The 26,576-nt window shown below is 46.4% G+C and carries 28 protein-coding genes and 1 pseudogene; 26 read left to right on the forward strand and 3 right to left on the reverse strand.

Going from position 1 to position 26,576, the window contains the following annotated elements; genetic code table 11:
* Positions 1–6 precede the first annotated feature (6 nt).
* The 16 genes and pseudogenes from ACQCV8_RS05080 to ACQCV8_RS05155 all read left to right on the forward strand — a co-directional run bounded on the left by ACQCV8_RS05080 (position 7) and on the right by ACQCV8_RS05155 (position 15,162).
* The gene (locus ACQCV8_RS05080; RefSeq protein ID WP_426843478.1) at positions 7–783 is read left to right on the forward strand and encodes an SDR family oxidoreductase; all 777 of its coding nucleotides are present in this window, start codon (positions 7–9) and stop codon (positions 781–783) included.
* Positions 784–801: 18 nt separating this feature from the next.
* A complete protein-coding gene (locus ACQCV8_RS05085; RefSeq protein WP_426843479.1) occupies positions 802–1,554 on the forward strand; it encodes an SDR family NAD(P)-dependent oxidoreductase in 753 nt (250 codons plus the stop codon).
* 17 nt (positions 1,555–1,571) lie between these two features.
* Positions 1,572–3,194: a long-chain-fatty-acid--CoA ligase gene (locus tag ACQCV8_RS05090; protein ID WP_426843480.1), complete on the forward strand. Its 1,623-nt coding sequence runs from the start codon at positions 1,572–1,574 to the stop codon at positions 3,192–3,194.
* Between the two features lie 57 nt (positions 3,195–3,251).
* On the forward strand, positions 3,252–3,821 hold the full coding sequence (locus ACQCV8_RS05095) for a TetR/AcrR family transcriptional regulator (RefSeq protein WP_426843481.1): 570 nt from the start codon (positions 3,252–3,254) through the stop codon (positions 3,819–3,821).
* Positions 3,822–3,877: 56 nt separating this feature from the next.
* A complete protein-coding gene (locus ACQCV8_RS05100; RefSeq protein WP_426843482.1) occupies positions 3,878–4,762 on the forward strand; it encodes a 3-hydroxyacyl-CoA dehydrogenase family protein in 885 nt (294 codons plus the stop codon).
* Positions 4,762–5,538, forward strand: a complete 777-nt coding sequence (locus tag ACQCV8_RS05105; protein WP_426843483.1) for an enoyl-CoA hydratase — start codon at positions 4,762–4,764, stop codon at positions 5,536–5,538. The genes ACQCV8_RS05100 and ACQCV8_RS05105 overlap by 1 nt, the downstream gene beginning before the upstream one ends.
* Positions 5,539–5,551: 13 nt before the next feature.
* Positions 5,552–5,956: an acyl-CoA thioesterase gene (locus ACQCV8_RS05110; RefSeq protein ID WP_426843484.1), complete on the forward strand. Its 405-nt coding sequence runs from the start codon at positions 5,552–5,554 to the stop codon at positions 5,954–5,956.
* Between the two features lie 16 nt (positions 5,957–5,972).
* Complete coding sequence (locus ACQCV8_RS05115) at positions 5,973–7,037, forward strand: phosphotransferase family protein (protein ID WP_426843485.1); 1,065 nt, start codon at positions 5,973–5,975, stop codon at positions 7,035–7,037.
* Positions 7,030–7,758 (forward strand): 2-phosphosulfolactate phosphatase, encoded by a 729-nt coding sequence (locus ACQCV8_RS05120; RefSeq protein ID WP_426843486.1) that lies wholly within the window; start codon positions 7,030–7,032, stop codon positions 7,756–7,758. The genes ACQCV8_RS05115 and ACQCV8_RS05120 overlap by 8 nt, the downstream gene beginning before the upstream one ends.
* A gap of 5 nt (positions 7,759–7,763) precedes the next feature.
* Positions 7,764–9,539, forward strand: a complete 1,776-nt coding sequence (locus ACQCV8_RS05125) for an acyl-CoA dehydrogenase family protein (protein ID WP_426843487.1) — start codon at positions 7,764–7,766, stop codon at positions 9,537–9,539.
* Positions 9,540–9,554: 15 nt separating this feature from the next.
* On the forward strand, positions 9,555–10,322 hold the full coding sequence (locus ACQCV8_RS05130) for an SDR family NAD(P)-dependent oxidoreductase (RefSeq protein WP_426843488.1): 768 nt from the start codon (positions 9,555–9,557) through the stop codon (positions 10,320–10,322).
* A 43-nt stretch (positions 10,323–10,365) separates the two neighbouring features.
* Positions 10,366–11,139: an enoyl-CoA hydratase/isomerase family protein gene (locus ACQCV8_RS05135; RefSeq protein WP_426843489.1), complete on the forward strand. Its 774-nt coding sequence runs from the start codon at positions 10,366–10,368 to the stop codon at positions 11,137–11,139.
* Positions 11,140–11,149: 10 nt separating this feature from the next.
* Positions 11,150–12,133, forward strand: coding sequence for a quinone oxidoreductase family protein (locus ACQCV8_RS05140; RefSeq protein WP_426843490.1), 984 nt, complete (start codon positions 11,150–11,152; stop codon positions 12,131–12,133).
* A 120-nt stretch (positions 12,134–12,253) separates the two neighbouring features.
* Positions 12,254–12,526 (forward strand): annotated as a pseudogene (locus tag ACQCV8_RS05145) (AMP-binding enzyme); the annotation flags it as partial.
* A gap of 467 nt (positions 12,527–12,993) precedes the next feature.
* Positions 12,994–13,755 (forward strand): SDR family NAD(P)-dependent oxidoreductase, encoded by a 762-nt coding sequence (locus ACQCV8_RS05150; protein WP_426843491.1) that lies wholly within the window; start codon positions 12,994–12,996, stop codon positions 13,753–13,755.
* A gap of 243 nt (positions 13,756–13,998) precedes the next feature.
* Positions 13,999–15,162 (forward strand): MFS transporter, encoded by a 1,164-nt coding sequence (locus ACQCV8_RS05155; RefSeq protein WP_426843492.1) that lies wholly within the window; start codon positions 13,999–14,001, stop codon positions 15,160–15,162.
* A gap of 162 nt (positions 15,163–15,324) precedes the next feature.
* Here ACQCV8_RS05155 and cysK read toward each other — a convergent pair whose 3' ends face one another.
* Positions 15,325–16,257 (reverse strand): cysteine synthase A, encoded by a 933-nt coding sequence (gene cysK / locus ACQCV8_RS05160; protein ID WP_426843493.1) that lies wholly within the window; start codon positions 16,255–16,257, stop codon positions 15,325–15,327.
* A 133-nt stretch (positions 16,258–16,390) separates the two neighbouring features.
* Here cysK and thpR point away from each other — a divergent pair, with 133 nt between their 5' ends.
* The 6 genes from thpR to ACQCV8_RS05190 all read left to right on the forward strand — a co-directional run bounded on the left by thpR (position 16,391) and on the right by ACQCV8_RS05190 (position 22,272).
* Positions 16,391–16,948, forward strand: coding sequence for an RNA 2',3'-cyclic phosphodiesterase (gene thpR, locus ACQCV8_RS05165; protein ID WP_426843495.1), 558 nt, complete (start codon positions 16,391–16,393; stop codon positions 16,946–16,948).
* Positions 16,945–17,331: a CidA/LrgA family protein gene (locus ACQCV8_RS05170; RefSeq protein ID WP_426843496.1), complete on the forward strand. Its 387-nt coding sequence runs from the start codon at positions 16,945–16,947 to the stop codon at positions 17,329–17,331. The genes thpR and ACQCV8_RS05170 overlap by 4 nt, the downstream gene beginning before the upstream one ends.
* The gene (locus ACQCV8_RS05175; RefSeq protein WP_426843796.1) at positions 17,331–18,008 is read left to right on the forward strand and encodes an LrgB family protein; all 678 of its coding nucleotides are present in this window, start codon (positions 17,331–17,333) and stop codon (positions 18,006–18,008) included. The genes ACQCV8_RS05170 and ACQCV8_RS05175 overlap by 1 nt, the downstream gene beginning before the upstream one ends.
* Before the next feature lie 12 nt (positions 18,009–18,020).
* Positions 18,021–18,956, forward strand: coding sequence for a nuclease-related domain-containing protein (locus tag ACQCV8_RS05180; RefSeq protein WP_426843497.1), 936 nt, complete (start codon positions 18,021–18,023; stop codon positions 18,954–18,956).
* 136 nt (positions 18,957–19,092) lie between these two features.
* The gene (gene pulA / locus ACQCV8_RS05185) at positions 19,093–21,237 is read left to right on the forward strand and encodes a type I pullulanase (protein WP_426843498.1); all 2,145 of its coding nucleotides are present in this window, start codon (positions 19,093–19,095) and stop codon (positions 21,235–21,237) included.
* Between the two features lie 228 nt (positions 21,238–21,465).
* Positions 21,466–22,272, forward strand: a complete 807-nt coding sequence (locus ACQCV8_RS05190; protein ID WP_426843499.1) for a phosphotransferase family protein — start codon at positions 21,466–21,468, stop codon at positions 22,270–22,272.
* On the opposite strand, the gene ACQCV8_RS05195 is transcribed toward ACQCV8_RS05190, so the two are convergent.
* Positions 22,269–22,547, reverse strand: coding sequence for a YtzH-like family protein (locus ACQCV8_RS05195; RefSeq protein ID WP_426843500.1), 279 nt, complete (start codon positions 22,545–22,547; stop codon positions 22,269–22,271). The genes ACQCV8_RS05190 and ACQCV8_RS05195 overlap by 4 nt on opposite strands.
* Before the next feature lie 177 nt (positions 22,548–22,724).
* Between ACQCV8_RS05195 and trmB the strand changes: the two genes are divergently transcribed.
* Together trmB and ACQCV8_RS05205 are read left to right on the forward strand one after the other, a co-directional pair.
* Positions 22,725–23,369 carry a tRNA (guanosine(46)-N7)-methyltransferase TrmB gene (gene trmB / locus ACQCV8_RS05200; protein ID WP_426843501.1) on the forward strand — a complete coding sequence of 215 codons (645 nt, stop codon included), beginning with the start codon at positions 22,725–22,727 and terminating at the stop codon, positions 23,367–23,369.
* Between the two features lie 223 nt (positions 23,370–23,592).
* Positions 23,593–24,435, forward strand: a complete 843-nt coding sequence (locus tag ACQCV8_RS05205) for a YtnP family quorum-quenching lactonase (protein ID WP_426843503.1) — start codon at positions 23,593–23,595, stop codon at positions 24,433–24,435.
* Between the two features lie 80 nt (positions 24,436–24,515).
* On the opposite strand, the gene ACQCV8_RS05210 is transcribed toward ACQCV8_RS05205, so the two are convergent.
* Positions 24,516–24,827, reverse strand: a complete 312-nt coding sequence (locus ACQCV8_RS05210) for a PepSY domain-containing protein (protein WP_426843504.1) — start codon at positions 24,825–24,827, stop codon at positions 24,516–24,518.
* Positions 24,828–24,934: 107 nt separating this feature from the next.
* Between ACQCV8_RS05210 and ACQCV8_RS05215 the strand changes: the two genes are divergently transcribed.
* Positions 24,935–26,008: a M42 family metallopeptidase gene (locus ACQCV8_RS05215; protein ID WP_426843505.1), complete on the forward strand. Its 1,074-nt coding sequence runs from the start codon at positions 24,935–24,937 to the stop codon at positions 26,006–26,008.
* Positions 26,009–26,034: 26 nt separating this feature from the next.
* Complete coding sequence (locus ACQCV8_RS05220; RefSeq protein ID WP_426843506.1) at positions 26,035–26,562, forward strand: DUF84 family protein; 528 nt, start codon at positions 26,035–26,037, stop codon at positions 26,560–26,562.
* The last annotated feature ends 14 nt before the right edge of the window (positions 26,563–26,576 follow it).

Here is a 26,576-nt window from a genome sequence, read left to right on the forward strand (position 1 = left end):
AAGCGCGTGCATGTACATGAATTATTTAACCTGAAGGGAAAAACGGCCATCATCACGGGAGGCGGCAGAGGCTTAGGTGAACAGATTGCGGAAGGATTGGCTGAGGCAGGTGCGAATGTTGTGCTTTGCTCAAGGAAAAAGGAAGCGTGCGAACAGACGGCGCTTCGTCTTGAAAAAGAAACAGGCTGCCAGGCACTTGCTCTTGAATGCGATATAACTTCCCAGGAAGATGTAAAAAGAACGGTGCAGCTTGCCTATGAAAGATTCGGGGCTATTGACATCCTGGTCAATAACAGTGGAGCCACCTGGGGGGCACCGGCGGAGGAAATGCCCCTTGATGCCTGGCAGAAGGTGATGAACGTAAATGTAACAGGAACGTTTTTAATGTCACAGGAAGCGGGCCGTTATATGATCCGGCAAAGAAGCGGGAAGATCATTAACGTGTCATCTGTAGCAGGACTTGGGGGAGCGGATCCAAGGTTTATGGATACGATCGGCTATAACACGAGTAAAGGGGCAGTCATCACATTCACAAAAGACCTTGCTGCAAAATGGGGCCAGCACGGCATCAATGTTAACGCGATTGCCCCGGGCTTCTTCCCGACAAAAATGTCTAAGGTCATTATAGAAAAGGGCAAGGACTCCCTTCTGCAGGGAACGCCGCTTGGGCGGTTCGGGACAGATCAGGATTTAAAAGGTGCTGCCCTGTTTCTTGCCTCAAAGGCTTCGGATTACGTAACTGGCGATGTCTTGATTGTGGACGGAGGAACGCACGTTTTATAAAGAAAGCGGGGGGAAGGGATGAGATTAGAAGGGAAAGCGGCGGTCATCACAGGAGGAGCTGCCGGAATTGGAAGGGCTGCCGCACTGCTTTTTGCAAAGGAAGGGGCGAAGGTAGCAGTAGCAGATATAAATGAGGAAAGCGGGAAAGAGACTGTCTCCCTCATTCACAGTCAAGGAGGTGAAGCCATCTTTATCAAAACCAGCGTCGCTTCTGAACCAGGGATGCAAAATCTTATGGATGAAGCTTCAGAAGCTTTTGGCTCGCTTCATATCGTGTTCAATAATGCTGGCGTTGGAAACGAGAGTGTAAGGCTTGCAGATATGACTCTCGAGGAATGGCAAAGGGTTATTGACATCAATCTCACCGGGGTCTTCCTCGGCATGAAGTACGGGATTCCAAAATTGCTTGAAAGCGGAGGCGGAAGTGTAATCAATACATCCAGCATTCTTGGCTTGAAGGGGAAAAAGCTGCTGGCTCCTTATAACGCATCCAAAGCCGGCGTCATTATGCTCACTAAAAATGCGGCTCTGGAGTATGGGAAGAAAAATGTCCGGGTTAATGCCATTGCACCGGGAGTCATTGATACAGATATGATCAAAGACTGGAAGGAAGATACGAAAAACTGGCCGGTTATATCTGGAGCAAATGCACTTGGCAGACCCGGAAGCGCGGATGAAGTAGCGAAGGCAGCCCTCTTCTTAGCAAGTGAGGACGCTTCTTTTGTTACCGCGAGCACATTGCTTGTAGACGGAGGAACATTGACGTACTGATATCAGGAGGGATAAAAATGGAGAAAAATAGCCAATGGTTTGCAAACTACCCATCACAGATCAGCCACCAATGCGACATCCCTGACATCCCCGTGCACGAGTTGCTCCGAAAAACGGCTCATGAGCATGGAGAAAAAACAGCCATCACTTTTTATCAAAAAACGGTTTCCTATAAGGAACTTGCCGGAATGGCGGAGCGTTTTGCTGCTGCCCTTCAGGAAAGCGGAGTGAAAAAGGGAGACCGGGTGGCCATTATGCTGCCGAATTGTCCGCAGTATGTCGTTTCTTATTATGGCACACTAACAGCCGGCGGGATGGTTACCCAAATTAATCCGATGCTGATGGAACGGGAGCTTTCTTACATCCTGACAGATTCCGGGGCTGAAACGCTGATTGTCTATGACATGCTCTATCCAAAAGCAGAGGCCATCAAAAGTGAGACGAAGCTTAAGAAGATTATAACGGTCACCCTTACTCCGGGCCATACCGACGTCCCGGAAGGAGCGGACTTCAGTTTTGAATCTTTTTTGTCTGGAACGGCCGGAAAACTTACGCCGGAGAGCATCGAGCCAGAGCATGACATCGCTGTTCTTCAATATACCGGGGGAACGACCGGACGCTCAAAGGGAGCGATGCTTTCCCACAAAAATCTTGTGGCAAACGTCTATCAATCCTACGAATTTTTTAAAGAAGACATTGTGCCTGGAGAAGAAAAGTGCTTATCGGTTATCCCGTTTTTTCATGTGTTTGGCATGACCTCCTGTATGAACCTTTCCATCCTGACCGCCTCTTGTATGGTGCTGCTTCCGAGGTTCGATCTTGAAGAAGTGCTTCAAACGATCAAGCAGGAGCAGCCGACCATTTTCCCTGGAGTCCCTACCATGTACGTAGCGCTGACAAGCCATCCGCGGGCTGAAGAGTACGGAATCAGCAGCATCAGGATCTGCAACAGCGGCAGTGCTCCGATGCCGGTTGAACTGCTTAAAGAATTCGAGCGGAAAACAGGAGCGAGGATCCTTGAAGGCTATGGCCTTTCAGAGGCTTCACCCTGCACCCATTGCAACCCGAGCTTTGGTGAGCGGAAACCGGGAAGTGTCGGAATTGGCTTTCCGCAGACTGCCTACAAAATTGTCGATGTTGCAACAGGAATGGAAGAATTGCCAAGAGGTGAATTGGGTGAGGTGATCATTGCCGGACCGCAGATTATGAAGGGGTACTGGAACATGCCGGAAGAGACGGCTGCTGCACTAAGGGATGGCTGGCTGTTTACCGGAGACCTTGCCAGGATGGACGAGGATGGCTATCTTTCCATCGTTGACCGGAAAAAGGACTTGATTATTGCGAGCGGCTACAACATTTATCCTCGCGATGTAGAAGAAGCGCTCTATGAGCATCCAGCCGTAAGAGAAGCGGTTGTTATTGGAGTACCGGATGCATACAGGGGAGAAACGGTTAAGGCGGTTATTGTATGCAAAGAGGGAATGAGTGCTTCTGCAGAGGAAATTATCGAATTTTGCCGGGACCAGATGGCAGCCTTTAAAGTTCCGCGTGAAGTGGAATTCCGTTCAGAGCTCCCTAAAACAAATGTGGGGAAAATTTTGAGACGGGCTCTAAGAGAGGAAGCAGCGAAGAACGTCTAATTCTTTACCGGCTATGCTATAATCGAGCAAAACCGGCTAGATGGAGAGGACATACGAATGAAAGAGCGCATAAGACAAACAAGTATTCAGCTTTTTGCAGAAAAAGGATTCAAAGAGACATCCATACAGGATATCGTCAATACTCTTCAAGTGACAAAAGGGACCTTTTACTATTATTTTACCAGCAAAGAACAGCTGCTCATGGATATTCATTTATCCTATATCGACAGCTTGCTGGAAAAGCAAAAAGCCATTTTGGAAGATTCAGAGAAGTCATATAAAGAAAAATTGTATGAAGTCGTATACCTTCTTATTCATGACATTGAAAAAGAAGGGCTAAGTGCTAAAGTCTACTTTAGGGAAATGAGGAATTTAAGCGAGCCTCACCTTAGCCTGATTGCCTCAAAACGGGATTTATTCCGGAAACAAATTGAGGAAATCATTCAAAAAGGTATGGAGAGGCGTGAATTTAGAAATGATTTGCCGGTGGATATAACGGCTCTCGGAATTCTTGGAATGGCGAACTGGAGTTATTTCTGGTTTGATCCGGCAGGGCGGGAAACCGATTCAAAGGTATCTGAAATCTTTTTGAAAATTCTTCTGGAGGGCCTGGCAGAAAGCCGTTGAGCCTTCCGTAAGGCAGCACATACCAACCGGTCAGTAAGTAAAAAGGAGAGCTGAAGATGAACAATCATGAGATTCAAACAATTGCCGTTATCGGCGCAGGCCAAATGGGACACCAGATTGCGATGCTTTGTGCACTCGGCGGCTACCGTACAATTTTGCAGGATGTCAATGGAAGCGCTTTATCTAAAGCGGAGGATACCCTTCAAAAGCTGATGGAAAGACGCGTTCAAAAGCGGAGGCTTTCAAAAGAAGAGGTGAATAAAGCATTTGCGAATCTGACGTTAACTGAAAGTTTGAAAGAGGCGGCAAGTGAAGCGGACTTTATCATTGAGGCGGTAGTGGAAAAGCTTGAAGTAAAACGTGAGGTTTTTGCCCAGCTTGAAGAATATGCTCAGCCTCATGCCATTCTGGCTACTAATTCCTCCACGATTATGAATTCTTCAATTGCAGACGCTGCCAGCAGGCCGGACAAAATCATTAATATGCACTTCTTTTACCCCGCGCTGGTTATGGATTGTGTAGAAGTGGTCACAAGCAGCCGTACATCGGATGAAACGGCGCAGATTACGATGGAGGTTTGCGAACGGATAAACCGTACTGCTGTGCTGTTGAATAAGGAAATATCAGGTTTTATTGCAAACCGGATACTCGGTGCTCTTCAAAAAGAAGCGGTGTTTTTATATGAAAATGGCTACGCTGATTTTAAAGATATTGATACCATTTGCCGAAAGGCGCTGAATCATCCGGCCGGACCTTTTGAACTGATGGATTTATCAGGAATTGATGTCGGCTATTATGTAATGCAGCAGAGATTTGCAGAGACTAAAGATCCGGCTGATCAGCCTTTCGACTGTATAAAAGAAAAGGTGGAACAAGGAAATTTAGGCAGGAAAACCGGCAAAGGATGGTATGACTATACGAAAGAAGAGGTGAGGCAGTAATGGGTGTAATTAAAAAGGAAAAACAGGGGGCATATACCATTCTGGTCATAGAAAACCCCCCATTAAATGTAATGAGCCAGGCCGTTCTGCGGGAGCTGGATGAGGTCCTTAACGAGCTGAAAACAGATGAAGAAACTATCTGTGTAATCATTACAGGAGCCGGGGACCGCGCATTCATGGCGGGAGCCGATATTAAAGAGTTCCCCGAGCTAATCGGGAAAAAAGGGATTAAATCCCAATTCATGGAATCCCACGCTGTATTAAATAAGCTGGATGATTTCCCGAAACCGGTCATTGCCGTACTGAACGGATTGACGTTTGGCGGCGGCTGCGAGCTGGCCCTGGCGTGCGACTTAAGAATTGCAGAAGACCATGTGCAGATTGGGCTTCCGGAAATAAAACTGGGGTTATTTCCAGGCGGCGGCGGAACTCAGCGGCTACCAAGAGCGGTTGGCGAAGCAAGGGCAAAAGAAATGATGTTTACGGGTGAGCCGGTGGACGCAGTAAAGGCGAAAGCCATCGGGCTGGTCAATGAAGTAGTGCCAAAAGGGGAAGGGCTTCAGTATGGGGTAAAGCTTGCATCAAAAATCAGCCGTTATTCGCTGCCCGCTCTTTCAAGAATCAAGCGTTCTGTGAATGAAGGCCTTGGGGTTTCTTTAAAAGAGGGTCTTGAGCATGAAGCCGGGCTTTTTGAAGAAGTGTTTCAGACGGAAGACATTAAAGAAGGAGTACAGGCCTTTATTGAAAAAAGAAAACCGGAATTTACTCATCGCTAAAGGAGGTCATGAAATGGAGGAGACCATCAAAGTCAAAGTCAGGTTTTGCGAAACAGATGCACTGGGGCATGTGAACAATACAAGTTATTTTATTTATTTTGAAGAAGCGAGGGTTCAGTTTTTTGAAAAAATGGGGCAATCCATGAACTCCGACAGCTGGCCATTCATCCTCGCTTCAGCCTCCTGCGACTTTCTAAGCCAGGCGTATTTTAATCAGGAGCTGGTGATTGCAACGACCATTTCAAAGGTGGGCGGAAAAAGCTTCAGCCTTGAACACCTGGTAGAGGATGCAAAGGACGGCAAGGCAGTTGCAAAAGGAAAAGCCTCGATTGTTTTTTATAACTTTACTCACCAAAAAAGCGAAGATATTCCAGACGAACTCAGGAGGCAGCTTGAAGCCTGTTTAGCTCACGCATAAGAAAGGAGGATGGCCTATGGCTTATACCATTCCTGTTCGGGAAGGGGAAGAATTAAATGTTCAAAGACTGGAAGATTATTTAAAAGAGAGATTTACAGGGTTTCCGGAACAGCCTTTGCATATAGAACAATTCGGCACAGGTGCTTCGAACCTTACGTATGCTTTGCAAGCGGGAGACTGGGAAGCGGTGCTGAGAAGACCGCCGCTCGGACCAGTGGCACCTAAAGCCCATGATATGAAAAGGGAGTGCAGCTTTTTGGAAGCTTTGCATCCACTGTTTCCGGAGGCTCCAAAGCCTTATTTATATGAGGAAAACCCTTCGATCACAGGCGGTCCGTTTTTTCTTATGGAGAGAAGAAAAGGTGTGATGGCTGATTCTTCTCTTCCAGAAGGCATGGAGTTAACAGAGGAGCGAGGGCGGATTTTATCTGAGCTTATGGCAGATAAGCTTGTCCAGCTTCACTCCATTGAGTATGAAACGTCCGGTCTGATTAAGCTCAGTAAGCCGGAGGGCTTTCTTGAACGCCAGGTGAGCGGCTGGATTGAGAGGTATCACCGCTCTAAAACGGACGAAATCCCGCAAATAGATGAGGTAACGGACTGGCTGGAGAAGAATCTGCCTAAGTCTGGAGCCCCTTCTGTAATCCATTACGATTACAAGCTCAACAACGCGCTTTTTACAGAAGATTTAACAGATATGGCCGGGCTGTTTGACTGGGAAATGGCGACAATCGGGGATCCGCTCGCTGATCTTGGGGCCGCGATGAGCTACTGGGTGGAGGAGGACGATCCGGGAGATCTGAAATATGGCTTCGGAAAACCTTCGATCACGGTTCAGCCTGAGTTTTATTCTAGACAGCAGTTTGTGCAGCGATATGCTGAAAAAAGCGGACGTGATGTTTCCGCATTTCCTTACTATTTGTCCTTTGCCTATTTCAAGCTTGCGGTAATCTGCCAGCAAATTTACTCCCGCTATAAGAAGGGACAGACAAAGGATGAACGGTTTGCAAGGTTTGCCCCCTTTGTCCGCACGTTAATTGAACAGTCCTTGCTCACCGCTAAAGGCATCAGGCATGGGTAAAATTCATGTTCTAATGAAAAAAGAAGACATTGAGCCTGGGAAGATAGCCGGGAAAACAGCTGTTGTGTTTGATGTGCTGCTCGCAACCACCACCATTTCAAGTGTTTTATACAATGGAGCAAAAGAAGTCATCCCTGTACTGAATGAACAGGAGGCGCGTGAAACAGCCGCCGGGCTTGAAGAGGGTTCGTATGTGCTGATCGGAGAATACGAGGGCAGAACGATTGATGGCTTTCTCGACCCGGGTCCATCTGGATTAAAAGACCAGGTTTCCGGAAAAACAGCGGTGCTTTCAACAACGAATGGAACGGTGGCTATTCGCAGTTCTGCTCCTGCCAAAGCTGTTTATGCAGCGAGTCTGCTTAATGCGGAAGCCGCCGCCCGGCATTTCTTACGGCGGCATTCAGCCGATACCTTGATTTTTATCTGCTCAGGTTCATCCGGCCAGTTCTGTATTGAAGATTTTCTTGGCGCGGGGTGTCTTATTCATCTGATGACAGGGGATGGGCAATGGGAATTAACGGATGCAGCATTGGCGGCCAAGCTTTTTTACAGCAGCTATAGTGATCAGCAGGCGGACATTCTCAAGTCCTCCCGCGTGGGGAAAATGCTTAAGAAATACGGGTTTGAAAAGGAAGCAGAGTATGCGGCCAGGAGAAGTGTTTATCATGTACTGCCTGTATTAAACGGCCGTTCCATGACTTGTATGAAGGGAGAGTGAGAAATTTGCAAAAGACACCAGTGAAAATTAAAGGCGGAAGCTTTCTATATGAATCATCGGGTTATAAAAGTACATTCACTCCTGAAGATTTTACAAGTGAACATAAAATGATGGCCCAGACTGCGCGCGCTTTTGTTGAACGGGAAATCGATCCGTACCGGGAGGCAATCGAGGAACAGAACTTCGGCCTGGTCGTTGAACGGCTGCGCAAGGCCGGGGAGCTGGGCCTGTTAGCCCACAGCATCCCCGAAAAATACGGAGGGCTCGGACTGGATAAGGTGACGAAAGGAATTGTCGGAGAAGTGATCGGGAGAACAAGCGGCTATGGAGTTGCCCATTCCAATCACACGTGCATTGCAACCCTCCCAATCACTTACTTCGGAACGAGGGAACAAAAAGAAAAGTACCTCCCAAAGCTTGCCTCTGGGGAATACATTGGAGCCTATTGTCTGACAGAGCCGGGCTCAGGATCTGATGCTTTAGCAGCGAAAACGACTGCGGTTTTGAATGAGGAAGGCACCCACTATAAGCTGAACGGCTCTAAACTTTACATCACGAATGCCGTTTTTTCAGACACCTTCATTATTTACGCGAAAATTGACGGGAAGTATTTTTCCGCTTTTATTGCAGAGAGGGACTTTCCTGGATTATCGCTGGGCCCAGAAGAAAAGAAAATGGGGATCAAAGGCTCTTCCACAAGATCTGTTCTATTAGAGGACTGCCTCATTCCAAAGGAGAATCTTCTTGGCGAGGCAGGGAAAGGCCATGTTATTGCATTAAATGTCCTGAACCTGGGGCGGTTTAATCTTGGCTCCGCCTGTATGGGGGCATCAAAGCATGCTCTAAAGCTGGCTCTTGAATTTACGAAAGGGCGTATCCAGTTCGGCCGGAGCATCTCGGAATTTCCGGCAGTAAAAGAGAAGCTTGCTCTAATGGCAGCGAGAATTTTTGCAGCGGAGTCGATTCAGTACAGAACGGCTGGACTGATTGAAGCTGCGCTTGGTGACCTGTACGATTCGGAGGATCACAAACAGATTGGAAGCAGAATGATGGAGTATGCAGCCGAATGTGCCGTCTGCAAAGTCTATGGATCAGAAACTCTTGACTTTGCTGCAGATGAATCCCTTCAGCTCCATGGAGGAGCAGGGTTTATTCAGGAATACCCGATAGAGCAGATGTACAGGGATTCCAGAATTAACCGGATTTTTGAAGGGACGAACGAAATCAACCGGCTGCTTCTGCCGACCCATTTTCTCAGAAAAGCGGCAAAAGGAGAGCTTGATTTGAAAAGCATATACAGCCGGGCCTATCAGGCATTGCAGGACATCCGGAAAACGGATGACACCCCGCTCGGCAACGAAGAGAGGATCGTTGAAAATCTCCGGAATTCTATGCTTGTCTGTTTTGGACTGGCCTATGAAAGGTACGGAGAAAAATTAGCGGAAGAACAGGAAACGATCATGAAATTATCGGATTTGGCTGCCGCTCTATTCGCAGCTGAGTCCTCGCTCCTGCGCACCTTGAAAAAAATAAATGAAAAGGGTGAAGCGAACTCTGAAATGATGATCCGACTGTGTAAAACCGCTGCCGGAGAAGCCTTAATAGAAGGAGAAGCCTTAATTAAACAATTGATTCACCAGCTCATTCAAGATGAAAGAAAAACAGATCTGCTGAGAAAAGTCAGCGAGGCCTTTCTGCAGCTCGGAACATTGGACACCGTGGAGCGCAACCGTTCGATCGCCCAAACGATTTTGACGAAGGGCTCTTATACTGTGAACTGAAAAGGGGGGAGCAATATGGATTTTTACGGGAAAACCGCAATCGTCACCGGAGCTGGAAGCGGTATTGGGATGGAAACAGCCTGTAAGCTTGCCCAAGGCGGGGCAAAAGTCGTTCTCGCAGGGCGAACCGAAGAAAAATTAATAAGAGCCGCTGACTATATTAATAAACAAACACTGAATGAAAATGCGGTCATTTGCCAGGCGGACGTAACGGATGAAAACGATTTGCTGAAGCTTGCTGAATTTGCCAAAAGGCTGGGCAGTCTCGATGTCCTTGTGAACAATGCCGGAGGCTCCGGGCACTCAAAAATTCTTGAAACAGCCCTTGAGGATTGGGATTCAGTCCTGTCCCTTAACTTGAGAAGTGTTTTTCTTGCAAGTAAAATTCTGGGCGGATTAATGGCTGATTTCAGCAAAGAAACAAGCAGGGACAGAGCCATCGTTAATGTTGCCTCCCTATCCGGCTACAAGGCGGGAGCCCGCATCCCTCATTACAGTGCAGCGAAGGCTGGTGTGATTAATTTTACAAAGGCGCTCGCACTCGAGCTTGCACCTTATGGGATCAGGGTGAACTCTGTTTCTCCGGGTTTTACCGAAACCCCCTTAACCGCAGAAGGGCTGCAGAATCCCCAGTTCACAGCATCCATTGAAAGAAATACCGCATTGAAACGCGTCGGGAAGGCGGAGGAGATTGCTCACGTCATTGCATTTGCCGCCTCAGAGAAAGCATCTTATATGACAGGGTCGGATTTGCTTGCAGACGGCGGATGGCTGATTAAATAGGACACGCAAAGCACGGATGAAAATAAATAGAGGGAGGAACACAATGACTCACTTATTAGCTGAACAAAACGGACCGGTGCTTTTCTTAACCTTAAACCGCCCTGAATCCTTAAACTCATTCAGTCCGGAAATGATTCTCGGCTTGACAGACGCACTGAAAAACGCTGAAGCGAATGAAGAAATTAAAGCGATTGTCCTATCAGGAGCAGGCCGGTCATTCAGTGCAGGCGGAGATGTAAAAATGATGGGACAGGTGACGGGCCGGCAGCTTTATGATCACCTGGGGAAGTTGAACGAGTGTGTGATTACGATGAAAAATCTCTCTAAGCCTGTTATTGCCGCTGTCCATGGCTTTGCTGCAGGAGCTGCCTTTAACCTCGCTCTCGCCTGCGACATGATTATTGCTGCGGACGACAGCCAATTTGTTATGAGCTTCGCGCAGGTCGGTCTCATTTCAGACGGCGGAGGGCTTTACTGCCTTCCGAGGTTAATCGGGCCACAGCGGGCAAAGGAACTTTTCTTCAGCGGCGAACCAATTGACGCCGTTACCGCCAGCTCCTATGGAATCGTAAACAAAACGGTTCCCCTCGCCCAACTGGAAGATGAGGCACGTTCCTATGCATTCCGGCTTGCCCAAGGCCCGGTCCAGGCATTTGGGCATATGAAGCGCATCATGGAGCAAGCGTTCAGTTCCACGCTGGAGGATATCCTTGAGCAGGAAAGACTGACACAGGCGATGATGATTGAAACGGCTGATCATCGTGAAGGTGTAGCAGCTTTTAAAGAAAAAAGAAAACCAGTCTTCCAGGGGAAGTGAGGAGAAGAAAATGAAAGCTATTCAATTAAAGGAATACGGCGGACCTGAGGTTATGAAGCTTGTGGATCTCAATACTCCGCAGCCGACAGAAAAAGAAGTTCTGATCAAAATTGAAGCAATCGGAGTCAACTACGCAGATACAGCAAGAAGAGAAGGGCAATATGTGATCGATACACCGCTCCCGTTTGTACCCGGAGCGGAAGTCGCCGGAACCATTGTCGAAGCAGGGGCAGATGCCAAACGATTTAAGAAAGGCGACAAAGTCGTGACGCTTCTTGGCACATCAAGAGCAACTGGCTATGCAGAATATACGGTCGCAGATGAACGGGGCCTTATTCCGATTCCGGATGGTGTAGATCTTCAGCACGCCGTTGCCATGCCTTTACAAGGCCTTAGTGCGTACCACGTTCTAAAAACGATGGGAAGACTGGAAGCTGGAGAAACCGTTCTTGTTCATGCAGCAGCAGGAGGAGTCGGCTCCATTGCCGTTCAGCTGGCCAAGCTGTTCGGAGCAGGCAAAGTCATCGCTACCGCAAGCACGGAAGAAAAGCGGACTGCAGCGAAAGAGCTCGGTGCTGATGCAGCAGTGGATTACACCCAGGATGGCTGGGAAAAAGAGGTGTTGAGCTTAACAGAAGGAAAAGGTGTGGATGTAGCACTTGAGATGGCAGGCGGGGACGTCTTCAGGAAAACCCTCTCCTGCATGGCGCCATTTGGCCGGCTCGTGATTTATGGAGTGGCGAGCGGCGAACAGGCCAGGCTTTATCCATCCTCCCTCATGGGGCAAAATCTTTCAGTCATCGGTTTTTTCCTTCCGCAAATGATGAGGAAAAAAGAGCTTTATACACAAAGCTTAAACGAGCTTCTCGGGTATTTAAGCGAGGGCAAACTCCAGCTGACTATTGGCGGTGTGTATCCCCTCGAGGAAGCGCCGGAGGTTCATCGGATGCTACAGGGGAGAGAAACAAAGGGGAAATTGATTTTAGTTCCGTAAAGGGTTCAAGCTGGCTGAAGAAGACTGCGCGTCTAATCTGGCCAGCTTTTTATGTCGCATTCTTTCATTAAACGTTTTGATTCGTGGATGCGGCAGGGGATAGGAGATGATCAGCTAGTTGGTTTTAAAGTATGGCCAGCAGAGGTGGAGTCGCTGCTGTACATGCACCCGGCCGTGCAGCAGGCCTGTGTTGCCGGGATCCAGGATGAACGGAGGGGGGAGACAGTTAAAGCGTTTATCGTCCTCAATCAGGATCAATCCGATACACAAGCGGAGGAGATTAAGGAATGGGCTAAAGATCAAATGGCTGATTACAAGTATCCGAGAGTCATTGAATTCCGGAAATCCCTTCCAATGACATTCAGTGGGAAATTGCTATGGAGACAACTGTAGGAAGAAGAGCGCCAAAAGGTAGCGGGAGGAATAGACCAATGAAGCTCGAGACAGTGACATGTCCTATATCAGCAGCAGAAGACGCTATCCGTTCAGATGAAAAACTGGCATCTGGTTCATCTCTTTCAACACATTTTGCCCAAGCTTGCTGGTCGTGATTCACTGAAAAAGAACTCGACAATCTGTTGTCAATGAAGCCGCAGCAGCTCGTTCTTAATATGAAGGAAGGGGATATTACCTAACTTCTTTTAGCCGGCCGGGGAAATTAAGACCGGCTTTTTCTTTATTCAGGAAACAAAAAATGTTTCTTATGTATACGTTGTTTTATCCATCTCCAGCGTCAAGCGCTGCAGATGGAAGCAGACGCTTACGCTTTTGCCCTTGAAGCTTCCTCCTTTGACTCAAGTGGGACCTTAACCGGTATAATAAGTTCATATCTTAATGCAGTTAAAACAGGAGGGAATTAAATGAAATATACCGTAATAACCGGGGCAAGTTCAGGAATAGGATATGAGACAGCGCTTGCATTTGCAGAAAGGGGTAAGAATCTGATCATTACGGCCCGCCGCGAGGATGAGCTTAAAAAGCTGAAATCTGAAGTTAAAGCCATTGATTCCCGCTTAGATCCATTGATTCGGCCGGCTGATTTGTCCTCTGCTGAAGAAGCGCATAAGTTTTATGAGGAACTCAAAGAGTATGAGATCGAAACGTGGATTAACAATGCGGGATTTGGAAATTTTGCCTCTGTTGCTGAACAAAATTTAAATAAGATTCAAACGATGCTCCACCTAAATATAGAGGCATTAACGATCTTATCAACTCTTTATACAAGGGATTACTCAGACGAACCTGGAACCCAGCTTATAAACGTGTCATCCGGTGGCGGATACACTATTGTGGCGGATGCAGTCACGTATTGTGCCACAAAATTTTACGTAAGTGCATTTACCGAAGGCCTTGCCCAGGAATTGAAATCAAAGCAAGCGCCCATGCAGGCGAAAGTGCTTGCACCAGCAGCAACAGAAACAGAATTTGCAAAGCGTTCACTGAATCTGGATGAGTTTCAATATGAGGGGGCGGTTCCGAAGTTTCATACGGCGAAAGAAATGGCCGGGTTCTTACTGGACTTGTATGATAGCGAAAAAATCGTTGGAATTGTGGATGGAGAGACGTATGAGTTTCACCTGAAGGATCCGATTTATCCATACGCAGATAGAAATCGCAAATAGATGATGGAAGGCGCCGCTGTTTAGAGCAGGCGCTTTTTTTAGTCGAACCGATTTCTCTGTGCACCCATTCAATATATGAGCCTAAACGACCGGCAAAAGCGCGGTACCGATCGATAAAAGCTCTTTGCTGGATGCATATCTCCCAATTGTTTTCCCAGAGAATCCACTTAAATATCCTTCGTCGCTTCCAGAATGAAAATGATATAGTTAGAGAAGCTCTATTGCAGAAAGAAGGTACATAGATTGGAAGCATCTCTAGCAAGCAATCGCTCGGTAAAACTAAATTTTTATATGTATTATTTTCTCGTTTTCTTTGGAATTGGTGCCCTTTCTCCGCTGCTTTCCGTTTATTTGAGGGATGACATCGGCCTTTCGGGAAGTCAAATCGGGATGGTGCTCTCAATCAGTCCGGTTGTGATGATTTTAATCCAGCCAGTGTGGGGAATTATAAGCGATGCAACAAAAAAGCCAGTAACCCTTCTTACCATTGCGCTTGTAATGACCGCGGTGATGGGGATTGTGTTTTCGGCAGTTTCAAGCTATGCGCTCATTATTGCAGCAGCTGGTATTCTGGCTGTATTTCAGGCCGCTTTAATCCCGCTTTCAGACAGTATTTCTATTAATTACGTAAAAAAGACGAAAATGGATTATGGCTCCATTCGCTTATGGGGAGCTGTGGGGTTTGCCGTATCTGTACTTGCAGTGGGTAAATTATCAGAAATGACGGGGTTGTCTGTGATTTTCTATACGTTTACATTCGTAATGGGAATTGGAGCGATTTTCGCCTGGCAGCTTCCGAGAGAAAGCAATTCAATTAAAGTCAGCTTTAAAAAAGGGATGGGCGAGCTTGTAAAGGCCCCTTCATATTTTCTTTTTCTTGTCATAGCCTTTCTCATTCTCGGTCCGATTCTCGCAAACAATTTTTACTTCGGTATATTTATAGATGACCTTGGCGGTGGTCTTGCCGGTATTGGTCTGGCATTCATGCTTGCTGCAGGAAGCGAAGCGCCCGTGATGAAATTTGCCAATCGCTGGATTAGGAAATTTGGGATGAAGCAGATTTTGCTTCTGGCGGCGGCTGTCTCCACTCTGAGATGGTTTCTTTACTTTCTTGAACCTCCGATCGGCCTTGTCTATGCTACGACGATTGCTCAGGGATTTTCAACTGGTCTTTTTATTCCGGCCGCTCTTCAGTATGTAAAGGATCTAGCCCCTGTTTCTGCCGGAGCAACGGCAATCGGTCTTTACTCAGCAGTTGGGAATGGGCTTGGTAACTGGTTTTGTACGTTTTTGGGAGGGTTTATTTTAGAGTTTTACTCTGTTTTCGCTGTTTATTTTTTCTTCGGCTGTTTATCACTCGCAGCTGTTATTCTCCTTCTGTTTGTCAAACAGAAGCGAACCGCTTAGCCAAATTCATTTGAAAAGAAGAAAGCGGTTAATAGCGGACCGGTTCAGAGATGTGGCGTTTTATCAGAGGTCCTTTTTTCCTTTAAACAGAAAAAAGTGCTCAGAGCCAGCTGCGCTCAGAGCACTTTTTTACCTTTACCAATGCATAGAAAATTCCTGTCCTTATTCAAACGAAAATAAATCGGTGGACAAATAACGCTCTCCGGTGTCACAGGCAATACAAACGACGGTATCCTCCGGGGTCAGCCGTTTGGCCACTTCAATCGCTGCAAAACAAGCTGCGCCGGAGGATGGTCCGACAAGAATCCCTTCTTCCTTTGCCAGCCGTCTTGCAGTTGTATAAGCATCCTCATCCTCTATTTTGAAAATTTCATCGTATACGTCCTGGTTTAAAATAGAAGGGATAAAGCCGGGGCTTGTTCCAACCAGCTTATGCTTGCCTGGCTTGCCTCCTGACAATACGGGTGATCCAGCCGGCTCTACTACATGCACGGTGAGAGCCTCTATGTTTGCTTTCAATTCTTCCCCTGTCCCGGTTATAGTTCCGCCTGTGCCGGAGGTGGCAACGAAGGCGCTAAGCTTCTTGCCGATTGAATCCATGGCCTCCATTATTTCATGAGCGGTCGTTTTTCGGTGAGCATCGGGATTGGCTTCATTATCGAATTGCATTGGCATGTAGCTGTCCGGGATTTCCCTCGTTAATTCCTTTGCTTTCTGTATTGCACCAGGCATCTTTTCATTACCCGGAGTCAGAACGACCTTGGCCCCATATGCCTTTAACAGGTTGATGCGTTCTGCAGACATGGTGTCCGGCATAACGAGAATGGCTTTGTATCCTTTTGCGGCTGCGTTCATAGCAAGTCCTATTCCCGTATTGCCGCTTGTCGGCTCAACAATAGTAGAATTTTCATTCAGAAGGCCCTTTTTCTCAGCTTCTTCAATCATTTGAAAAGCTGCGCGGTCTTTTACGCTTTTGCTTGGATTAAAGAATTCGAGCTTTAAGTAGATTTGGGCTCCTCCTTCGGGCGCTAGCTTATTCAGCTTAACTAAAGGCGTCTTCCCAATCAGGTCAGCCATACTATTTGCAATGTCCATTTGAGGTCCCTCCTGAAACGTTTAAGGCTATCATATCAAAAATAAACGGGTAGTACCTAGTGTACGGATTGTGTATCCCCGCCATTCATTTGGTAGAATAAGCGTAAGAGTTTTTAGCAAAGAGGGTTGGAGCATGGGAACACATTATTTTCTGGCTGTCCGGATACCGGAGCAATTAGCTGAACAGATGCATCAGCAGTTCGTTCATGATGAAAGTCTGCAATTCGGCCGCTGGGTTCATCCCCTTGATTATCATATCACTCTTGCTTTTTTAGGAGAGCCCGATACGGAGGAGCAGCTTCTTCAGCTTACGGAAGATTTAACCGATAAGATAAATAAGCAGGAGTTTACTCTTAAAGTCAGTGAAACTGGTACGTTTGGTGCTGAAGAATCACCAAGGATTTTCTGGGCAGGAGTAAACCATTCTGAAGCGTTGGCAGAGTTAAGAGAAATGGTGTATCAAAGCTGTCTTCACAACGGTTTCAAGTTAGATAAGCGGCCGTTCAAGCCTCACATTACCGCTGCAAGAAAATGGACGGGCCGGCGGCCGTATGAGGGTCCGTCAGGAAAACTGCCGGAAATGGCCACTTTTTCTGTCAGGTCGGTAGAATTGCTTGAAACAAGGATGGAGGACACACCGAAATACAAGACCATCCGTTCGTTCAGACTTAAAGGGAAGCAGAACGGATGAATTATGTTAAAACTGCCGGACAGACCGGTATTCTTTTTGGCTTTTCCACAGCCGGTATATATCTTCAAAAGGCCGCCAATCTGCAAGTTCCCGGCAGCATCATCGGAATGATTTTCCTGTTTGTGCTCCTCAGGATTGGCTGGTTTCGGGCAGAGTGGATTCAGGCTGGAAGTTCGTTTCTCCTAAAAAATTTATCGCTGCTGTTTGTACCAGGAACCGTAGGCCTGATTGATTATCTGCACTTATTCAATGGCAGCGGCATTATGAGTCTCGCGGCCGCCTTTATTAGTACCTTCTTGGTCATGGCTGTTTCAGCCTTCATGACTGAAAAATCCCTTCAGCGGAAAAAGAAAAAACAGAGCCGGGAAGGATATGAGTCATGATGTCAACCCTTTTGTCCTTTATAGGCACGATTTTGATCTTTCGCTGGATGAGGATGCTTCATGTGAAATTTCCCGTCCCGCTCTTCCTGCCGATCGTTACGAGTACAGCTCTTATTATTCTGCTTCTTCTAATGACAGGAACGGCTTATCATGCGTATATGGAGGGAGGCCAGCTTATCAGTACATTGCTAGGTCCGGCTGTCGTTGCCTTAGCCGTCCCACTTCATGAGCAATGGGACCGCTTGAAGGAGCATCTGCTTCTGCTTGCAGGGGCCTCCCTTTCCGGTACACTAATCGGACTTTTCAGCGGGATGTATATGGCCATTTGGTTCGGTATGAATGAGGAGATGGTCAGATCGCTCCTCCCCAAATCCGTTACGGCTCCCATAGCAATGGATATTGCTGCGTTGATTAACGGGATCCCGCCACTTAGCGCTGTCTATGTAATGGCAGCAGGTATATCGGGGTCGGTATTTGGTCCTCTGCTATTGAAAAAGCTGAACATTCAGCATCCAATGGCTGCAGGCCTTGGTTTTGGAGCGGCAAGTCATGGAATCGGAACTGCAAGGGCTCTTGAACTGGGAGAGCAGCAGGGGGCAGTGAGTTCAGCAGCGATGACGTTCAGCGCCATTTTTGCTTCCTTGCTTTGTCCGCCAATCGCAGCACTTTTTTTATAAAGGAGACCAAAAATGGGTCAATTAATAAAATTAAGAGATTACATATCCAGGTATGAACTGGATCCCTACCACTACACAGGCCAATTTATCCGTCTGAAAAAGCAGCAATGGGAGCGGGTAAATAAAGCCTGGGAGGAACAGCATTTCGATTCTTATCTTGCCCAGTTTTCCGAGCCCGCTGAAGCTGAGAATACGAAAGCTGCTTTTTGGGGAATGTGGCCGTTTCAAAAGGAGAAAGAAGAGACACGGGGGTATCCTGCTGAGGCTCCAATAGAGGACGGGCCCGATATGCTGTTCTCGCATACTCCTTTATCAACGGAAGATTTGAAGCATGAATTTTTAGACAAGGTCTACCGGTTCCAGCTAAAATGGGCGAGCTCCACGATCAGAGAGCAATCCGATTTTGACAGGCGTTATTTTTACGATGAAAAACTGCAGTTCTTTCTAAAACGTCTGCCTGATCATAATTTGTATATGCATGACGCCGTTCTCGAAATTAAAAATGCGACGGTTGAGCTCGGACCTGTACTAATTACTCCTTCAGGAATTCAGTGCATCGCCTGGGTACCGGGGAGGAATGAAGACATCCTGATAGGGTCCGGGGGCCGGTTCTGGGAAATGAAAAGCGGCAGGCATTCTAAACGGCTGTTGAATCCGCTATTGGATCTAAACAGAACCGCCTCTGTCATCAGAAAAATTTTAAAGAGCCGTAATATTGAATTTCCAATTGAAAAAAGGCTGATTTTCGAGAAGGGCTATGCGGATTTTCAAAATCTCCCGTACGACTTGGAAGTAACAGATAAAAGAAATTTTCACGACTGGTTTACAAAAATGAGAAATCGTTCTTCACCCGTAAAACACGATCAGCTTAAATGTGCCAAAGCCCTGCTTTCATGGACCCACACCCGCTCAAGAGTCCGGAGCGAATGGGAGGATGGGCTAAATTAGCGGGAAGTCCCCTAACACACCATCTTCTCCGGGACATAAAATACATTATAGATTGGGTAAAAAGTGGAGAGACTGAACAATTACAGACCGTGTATTAAATTTGTTTCATCAACCGTTTCTCCAGGGGGGAAGAGCAATGACAAGTGTAAACAGCCCGTTTGAGGCCTACTTAGATGATCTTCATACCATTACTATTTTGCTGCCGAATGAACGCCGGCATTCTTTCAATAAATCTTTTACGGTTACGGATGAAAACGGAAATCAATCTCCATTATCCATGTCGGATTGCTACGATATTGAGAATTTCGTCAAATGCATTTGCCATTCAAGCGTGCAGCTAAAAGCAGGTGCCAGACAGATTGTATCGGACTCAAGCGGTCTTTCCACTGACCTTATGATGGGCGCAGTGATTAGGACTCAAGCTTTTGATGAGCTTTACGGATATGACGGCAAACTTGGTGTACAGTACAGGGAGAAGGAAATCACCCTTAAAGTCTGGGTGCCTACAGCGGTGGAAGTTCGTCTCATTCTTTCTGATCCTTTAGGGGAAAAGTCGGAAATTCCTATGCAGAAATGGGAAAGAGGAGTATGGGAGACAGTCATCTCATCGGAGCACAGAGGGAAATTCTACAAGTACCGGGCCTTGATTAACGGGAAGTGGAGAGAGGCTGCGGATCCGTATGTGGAAGCTGTTTCGAAGAACGGGGAGTGGGGGGTATTAATCAATCCTTCAGACGTGCATGTGGAAAAAATACCTGTCCCTCTCCTGCAGCAGGTTACAGACGCCATAATCTATGAGCTGCATGTCAGAGATTTCTCTATCCATCCGAACAGCGGCTTGCTCGCAAAAGGAAAATATAGAGCATTTACAGAAAAAGGGACCTTCACGAAAAAGGGATTCACATCTGGTATGGATTACATTAAAAGTCTTGGCGTGACTCACCTAGAGCTTCTGCCCGTTTACGATTTTGAAGGAGTAGCAGAAGGGGAGACGGACGGGGGCTATAATTGGGGATACAACCCAGTCCATTTTAACGCACCCGAAGGAAGCTATTCTTCAGACCCCGATAACCCTGCCGCGCGGATCCGCGAATTAAAGGAATGCATTCAGGCCATTCACGCCAGCGGTTTGAAAATGATTATGGATGGGGTTTACAATCACGTCTACAATATGAACCTTTCAGCTTTTGAAAAGCTTGTCCCGGGTTATTTTTTCAGGATGGATGAGTATGGCTATCCTTCAAATGGAACGGGAGTGGGCAACGATTTTGCGTCTGAGAGAAGGATGGCGAGGAAATTTATACTGGATTCTGTCCAATTTTGGATGGAGCAATATGATGTAGACGGTATCCGGTTTGATCTGATGGGAATTTTGGATCTGGATACAATGCGAAAGGTAAGAGCGCTGGCTGTTTCCATAAAAGAGGATGCTATTCTTCTAGGAGAAGGATGGGATTTATCAACTCCACTCGGTGCAGAACGAAAAACAACCATTAATAATGCAAAAAAAATTCCTGGAGTGGCTTTTTTCAATGACCGGTTTCGCGACATGGTTAAAGGCAGCACCTTCCTGCATGGCGACAGAGGATTTTCAATGGGAGATGAGGGAAAAAAAGAGGAAGCCCTTACGGCATTGAGAGGGATTGTTCAATACAGCAAGGATTCTCCTAAGGTGCTTGAGGATCCCTCCCAATCGGTGAACTATGTTGAATCCCACGATAACCACACGTATTGGGATAAACTGAAAATGGCTGTTCCAAATGCATCCGATGAAAAGCTGCGCCGCTATCAAAGACTTGCGTCCTCCATGGTCATTCTTTCGCAGGGCATTCCGTTTTTGCACGCCGGCCAGGAATTTTACCGTACAAAGCAAGGATGCGAGAACAGCTATAACCAAAGCGATGAAATCAATCAGCTGGACTGGGATTTAAGAGAAACGTTTGATCACGATGTTGAGGAATTAAAAAAATTAATCAGCCTGCGCAAAAGTCATGGTGCCTTCAGGCTGATTGATAAAGAAAAGACAGAACGGCATTTTCACGCGCTGCCCTCTCCTCCTTCTGCTATATTTTATGTGCTGAAGGACGTCGCGGAATATGGCTCCTGGACGGAAATAGCAGTGGTTCACAACGCATGGGAGCATCCGGTGGAGCTGGATTTGCCTGGAGAAGGGAATTGGCAGCTGGCTTATGCACCAAAGGAAGAAACGGGACTAAGCTATGCCGGTATTGGCAAGCTAATGATTAATAAGATAGGAACGTATGTATTGTTTAAGACTTAGGCCTTAGTTTTTCTTGACGGGAAATACCAGAAAACGATAAAATTTAAAAGGACGGCTATTGGATGCTGGTTTATATTGCCTCAATTAGCGGTCTTTTTATTTTTCTACAGGAAGCAATCGGTATTCAAATATAACAAAACGGCTGGGGAGGTGTACTGTTCTTTTAATAGTCCATCTTCATTTGCCTTGCTGGCTTATAGGATAAAAATCTTAACACGAAATGATGGGTTGACATTGAATCAAAATTGGCTGGAACATCTGCTCGGTCAAGAGTGGGAGCTTTCTCCTGCCGGAGGGGCAACGGGAGAAGCGTATTACGCCCGGAATGGGGAACAAAAGCTTTTCTTAAAACGAAATAGTTCGCCATTTCTCGCAGTTCTCTCAGCAGAAGGAATCGTTCCAAAGCTGGTTTGGACAAGAAGAATGGAAAATGGCGATGTGATAACGGCGCAGCACTGGCTGGAAGGCCGGGAGCTTAAGCCTGCTGACATGGACGGCGATCATGTAGCAGCTCTTTTACACAAAATTCATCATTCAAAAGAACTGCTGGATATGCTTAACAGACTCGAGAAGAATCCGATGACGCCTTCTTCCATTATTGAGGACATAAAGCAAACACTGGAATTTGAAAATTTTTGTCCTCCGGAAATTGAAGAAGCTCTTCACTATTTGGATGAACGGCTGCCTGAAATGGAAGTGAAAGAAACCGCCGTTTGCCACTGTGATCTCAATCACAACAATTGGCTTCTTTCCCAGAATGGACAGCTTTATCTGATTGATTGGGATGGGGCTGTTATTGCGGATCCGGCAATCGATTTAGGCAATCTGCTTTATTCCTATATTGAGGAAAGCCGGTGGGCGGAATGGCTTTCCCAATATGGTCTGGAACTGACAGATCAGCTCAGGCTCCGCATGTATTGGTATGTGCTGGCACAGACAATCGTCTCGCTCATGTGGAATCGTTCCAAGAACCACCTAAAGGAACTGCACCAGGCGTTTGAGCATCTGAACTGGCTCCTTGCCCATAAAGTTTAGGAAAACGAATCAATATCCTGGATCCACTGGGTCAGATTTTCTTGCTGTGACGTAATGTGCTCGTTTATTTCAGGAGCTGATTTTCCTCTTTGACTGTATTCATAAATATTTTGAAGAACATTTTTAACGTCCTTGGTTACGTTTGAATTGACCATTAAGGATTTGATCAGGCGTTCAATCTGCTCACATTCAGCTACGGTTCCGCAGCAGTCAGCCTGCTGCTCCGTTAAAATGTCTTTCAGCAAAGTAACCTGGTTGTGATAATCCAGCGGCATATTTATCATCCTTTCATCGTCTTTATACCTATAAGATGTTCAACTGAATCCTTTTTATGTAACGCTCCGGCATGCAGAGGCTGCCGGTTTTTATCTGTTCGTGAACCTGTCCCGAATTGCGAAAACATTGGAGACATGCTATTTTTAACCGAGAATAAACGTACATGAGGTGTTAGTATGCGAGTAAGAAACAAACCGTGGGCGAGTGAATTTATAGCGGAGAACCGGCATATCGCCATTGCCAGTCCAGAAAACCTTAAAGGAAAATGGCAGGAGTATTTTGGGAATGATAATCCCATTCATATAGAAGTTGGAACAGGAAAAGGACAGTTTTTAGCAGGAATGGCTAAAGCAAATCCTGCCATCAATTACATCGGCATTGAGCTTTTTGAAAGTGTAATGGTCATTGCGGTTCAAAAGGTGCTGGATGCCGAAGTCACGAATCTTAAGCTGCTGAATGTGGATGCGGCGGACCTTACTGAGGTTTTCAAAAACGGAGAGGTAAGCCGCGTGTATCTCAATTTCTCCGACCCGTGGCCAAAGAAGCGCCATGAAAAGCGCCGGCTTACATTTAAGACGTTCCTGAGCCTTTACGAACAGCTGCTTAAAAAAGGCGGAGAAATTCACTTTAAAACCGATAACCAGGGACTGTTCGAATATTCATTAAAGAGCTTCTCTGAATATGGGCTGCTGCTGACCTATGTAAGTCTGGATCTTCATGAAAGTGATTTTGAAGGAAATGTTATGACAGAATACGAAGAAAAATTCGCCAATAAAGGCCAAAGAATATACCGGGCTGAAGCGAAATTCCTCAACGAATAAGTACGAAAACCTGGTTGGCCCTTTCTCTGGTGAGAGCGGGTCATCAGGTTTTTTTACGTTATGCAAACGTCTCCCGGCCATCTTCTTGCCCTTGGAGGCATCCTTTGCTGCGGCACGTCTCACGGGATTGAGCTTTTCCTAAATACTGCAGGGCCGGATTAGAGGAGCTTTTCAGATTGTGAATGAACAATTTCCTGTTAAAATATAAAGGGGAGGGATTTTAATGGAACAATTGCACATAGGTGGAATAAAACTGACATGGTTAAATGGAGGGGTAACCCATATGGATGGGGGAGCGATGTTTGGAGTCGTGCCCAAAGCTCTTTGGACTAGGAAGTACCCGGTTAATGACCTCAATCAGATTGAGCTGCGTACAGATCCGATTCTTGTCCAAAAAGACGGAATAAATCTTTTAGTGGAATCCGGCATTGGAAACGGGCGCTTGACAGAAAAACAGCTGAGAAATTATGGAGTGAATGAAGAGTCAAAGGCAGAGGAATCTTTGAAAGAGCTTGGACTGTCGCCAAGCGATATTGATATCGTCCTGCTGACACATCTGCATTTTGACCATGCTACTGGATTATCAAAAGAAAAGGATGGAGAACTGCAGTCTGTATTTCCGAATGCAAAGCTCATAACAAGTGAAACAGAATGGAACGAAATGAGAAATCCGAATATTCGCTCTAAGAATACATACTGGAAAGAAAACTGGAAGGCGATTGAGGATCAGGTGGAACCATTTACCGGCCGGAAGGAGGTCCTTCCCGGCATAACTATGATTCATACAGGCGGCCACAGTGACGGCCACAGTATCCTTTTATTTGAAGATCAAGGAGAAACTGCGGTTCATATGGCAGATTTAATGCCTACCCATGCCCATGAAAATGTGCTTTGGGTTCTTGCCTATGATGACTATCCGATGACATCTATTGAGCAAAAGGAAAAATGGCTGAAGTTTGCGGCTGAAAAGGAAGCATGGATGACGTTTTACCATGATGCAGAGTACAGGGCAGTTAAGTGGAATGCATCAAGGGAGACCGTTAAAACGGTAGTTAGGATAAGATAGGAAGGGTGGTGCTGTTCCAGTGGCATGAGCGCCAGGCCATATAAAAAAGAAACAGAAGAAGCTCTTCTGTTTCTAAATGTTTACGACACTTTGTTCACTTCAAGCAAAAGCCCGGTTTGAGCATGAACGATTGCTTCAAATTGCTCAAGAGCTCCTTCAGTGGTTCTGGTGATGCCTGTTTTGTAAACTTTGTGATTCGAATCATGGATGGAATAATCCTCTGGAACGGTGTAGATCCAGGAACCTTCAATCGGTCCTTTTTTCCGGAATTCCTTTTTAACGAGCTGGAGTGCTTTATCGGACGAAATAAATGGGGATTTTAGCTGGTCTTTTAACAGGTAAGCTGCAGCAAACCCAAGTGCAATCCCAGCGAGTAAACCTTTGCATTTCATGATTATCTGCCTCCTTAAGCTTTTCTATTTCAGTATACCTAAGATGTGCTGACATGTTAAGCAGGGTGTATACATATTCACACAAAAATAGAAAAGGGGTTTTCAAATTGAACAAAGAAACAATGGAACTTTTCAAAACGCTGACTGAGCTTCCGGGTGCACCGGGAAACGAGCATCAGGTAAGAAAGTTTATGAAAACACAGCTGGCTCTTTATTCAGAAGAAATCGTTCAGGACCGGTTAGGCGGTATTTTTGGGGTCAAAAGAGGAAATCCTGAAGGACCTGTCATTATGGCTGCAGGGCATATGGATGAGACGGGGTTCATGGTCACGTCCATCACAAAAAACGGCATGCTTCGTTTCCAGCCGCTTGGAGGATGGTGGAACCAGGTTCTTCTTGCGCAGCGCGTAATGATCTACACAAATAATGGGCCTGTACCTGGAGTAATCGGTTCGATCCCTCCACACAACCTGAGCGAAGAACAGCGGAAAAAGCCGATGGAAATGAAGAATATGCTTATCGATATCGGTGCAGACAGCGATGAAGATGCCAGGGAGATTGGAATAAAACCCGGTCAGCAAATTATTCCCGACAGTTCCTTTACCCGGCTCGCAAATCCTAAAAAACTCATGGCGAAAGCATGGGACAACCGGTATGGCTGCGGACTGTCCATTGAGTTATTAAAAGAGCTGAAGGATGAAAAAACAGAAAACATTCTTTATGCCGGTGCAACCGTTCAGGAAGAGGCTGGATTACGCGGTGCACAGGCTGCCGCCAACATGATTAAACCGGATTTATTCTTTGCCATGGATGCAAGTCCTGCAAACGATATGACAGGCGACAAAAAAGAATTTGGACATCTTGGCAAAGGAGCGCTCCTAAGGATTCTGGACCGTTCTATGGTCACTCATAGAGGGATGAGAGAATTTGTTCTTGATACGGCAGAAACTCATCGAATTCCTTATCAGTACTTTGTTTCCCAGGGGGGAACAGATGCAGGAAGAGTTCATATTTCAAATGAAGGAGTCCCTTCCGCAGTGATTGGCATTTGTTCGAGGTATATTCACACGCATGCTTCAATCGTGCATGTGGATGATTATGCTGCAGCAAAGGAGCTTCTGGTGAAATTAGTTAAAGCATGTGACCGGACAACCGTTGATGCGATTAAATCGAATGGATAATGACGGATGATTATAGGGAGGCACATATGATTGTTAGCGTTGGCTCTGCCAATCCGGTAAAAATAAACGCGGTCAGGCAGGTCTTTTCAGAAATAAGCGAAGGAACAGAATTCAAACATGCTGAGGTATCATCTGGAGTTTCCAGCCAGCCGTTTTCAGATGAAGAAACAATCAGAGGAGCTGTTAACAGAGCGGATGCCAGCCGGACTGAAACAGGTGCCGATATCGGAATCGGCCTTGAAGGAGGCGTTACTGAAACTTCTTCAGGTTTCTTTTTATGCAGCTGGGGGGCTTTATCTGATGGCGGTCTGCAGCCAATCATAGCAGGAGGAGCAAGAATTCAGCTTCCCCTGGAAATAGGAGCCGAGCTGGTAAAAGGCAGAGAACTCGGGGATGTGATGGATGAGTTTGCTTCGAGGAAAGGCATCAGTAAAAAAGAGGGAGCGGTTGGAGTGTTTACTTATGGAGCTGTTAGCCGTACGGAAATGTTTGTCCATATTGCCAGGCTTCTGGCCGGAAGGTATATGTATGAAAAAAGCAGACAGTCCCTTTGAGGGGGCTGTCTGCT

The organism is Metabacillus sp. 84 (assembly GCF_050107715.1).
Lineage (GTDB): Bacteria > Bacillota > Bacilli > Bacillales > Bacillaceae > Metabacillus_B.

Coding starts and splice junctions, on each gene's coding strand:
- trmB (WP_426843501.1), top strand. CDS start 22,725: ATGCGAGTAAGAAACAAACCGTGGGCGAGTGAATTTATAGCGGAGAAC.
- ACQCV8_RS05180 (WP_426843497.1), top strand. CDS start 18,021: ATGGGTCAATTAATAAAATTAAGAGATTACATATCCAGGTATGAACTG.
- ACQCV8_RS05210 (WP_426843504.1), bottom strand. CDS start 24,827: ATGAAATGCAAAGGTTTACTCGCTGGGATTGCACTTGGGTTTGCTGCA.
- ACQCV8_RS05205 (WP_426843503.1), top strand. CDS start 23,593: ATGGAACAATTGCACATAGGTGGAATAAAACTGACATGGTTAAATGGA.
- ACQCV8_RS05115 (WP_426843485.1), top strand. CDS start 5,973: ATGGCTTATACCATTCCTGTTCGGGAAGGGGAAGAATTAAATGTTCAA.
- pulA (WP_426843498.1), top strand. CDS start 19,093: ATGACAAGTGTAAACAGCCCGTTTGAGGCCTACTTAGATGATCTTCAT.
- cysK (WP_426843493.1), bottom strand. CDS start 16,257: ATGGACATTGCAAATAGTATGGCTGACCTGATTGGGAAGACGCCTTTA.
- ACQCV8_RS05090 (WP_426843480.1), top strand. CDS start 1,572: ATGGAGAAAAATAGCCAATGGTTTGCAAACTACCCATCACAGATCAGC.
- ACQCV8_RS05150 (WP_426843491.1), top strand. CDS start 12,994: ATGAAATATACCGTAATAACCGGGGCAAGTTCAGGAATAGGATATGAG.
- ACQCV8_RS05140 (WP_426843490.1), top strand. CDS start 11,150: ATGAAAGCTATTCAATTAAAGGAATACGGCGGACCTGAGGTTATGAAG.
- ACQCV8_RS05105 (WP_426843483.1), top strand. CDS start 4,762: ATGGGTGTAATTAAAAAGGAAAAACAGGGGGCATATACCATTCTGGTC.
- ACQCV8_RS05085 (WP_426843479.1), top strand. CDS start 802: ATGAGATTAGAAGGGAAAGCGGCGGTCATCACAGGAGGAGCTGCCGGA.
- thpR (WP_426843495.1), top strand. CDS start 16,391: ATGGGAACACATTATTTTCTGGCTGTCCGGATACCGGAGCAATTAGCT.
- ACQCV8_RS05175 (WP_426843796.1), top strand. CDS start 17,331: ATGTCAACCCTTTTGTCCTTTATAGGCACGATTTTGATCTTTCGCTGG.
- ACQCV8_RS05095 (WP_426843481.1), top strand. CDS start 3,252: ATGAAAGAGCGCATAAGACAAACAAGTATTCAGCTTTTTGCAGAAAAA.
- ACQCV8_RS05110 (WP_426843484.1), top strand. CDS start 5,552: ATGGAGGAGACCATCAAAGTCAAAGTCAGGTTTTGCGAAACAGATGCA.
- ACQCV8_RS05130 (WP_426843488.1), top strand. CDS start 9,555: ATGGATTTTTACGGGAAAACCGCAATCGTCACCGGAGCTGGAAGCGGT.
- ACQCV8_RS05120 (WP_426843486.1), top strand. CDS start 7,030: ATGGGTAAAATTCATGTTCTAATGAAAAAAGAAGACATTGAGCCTGGG.
- ACQCV8_RS05170 (WP_426843496.1), top strand. CDS start 16,945: ATGAATTATGTTAAAACTGCCGGACAGACCGGTATTCTTTTTGGCTTT.
- ACQCV8_RS05220 (WP_426843506.1), top strand. CDS start 26,035: ATGATTGTTAGCGTTGGCTCTGCCAATCCGGTAAAAATAAACGCGGTC.
- ACQCV8_RS05135 (WP_426843489.1), top strand. CDS start 10,366: ATGACTCACTTATTAGCTGAACAAAACGGACCGGTGCTTTTCTTAACC.
- ACQCV8_RS05100 (WP_426843482.1), top strand. CDS start 3,878: ATGAACAATCATGAGATTCAAACAATTGCCGTTATCGGCGCAGGCCAA.
- ACQCV8_RS05195 (WP_426843500.1), bottom strand. CDS start 22,547: ATGCCGCTGGATTATCACAACCAGGTTACTTTGCTGAAAGACATTTTA.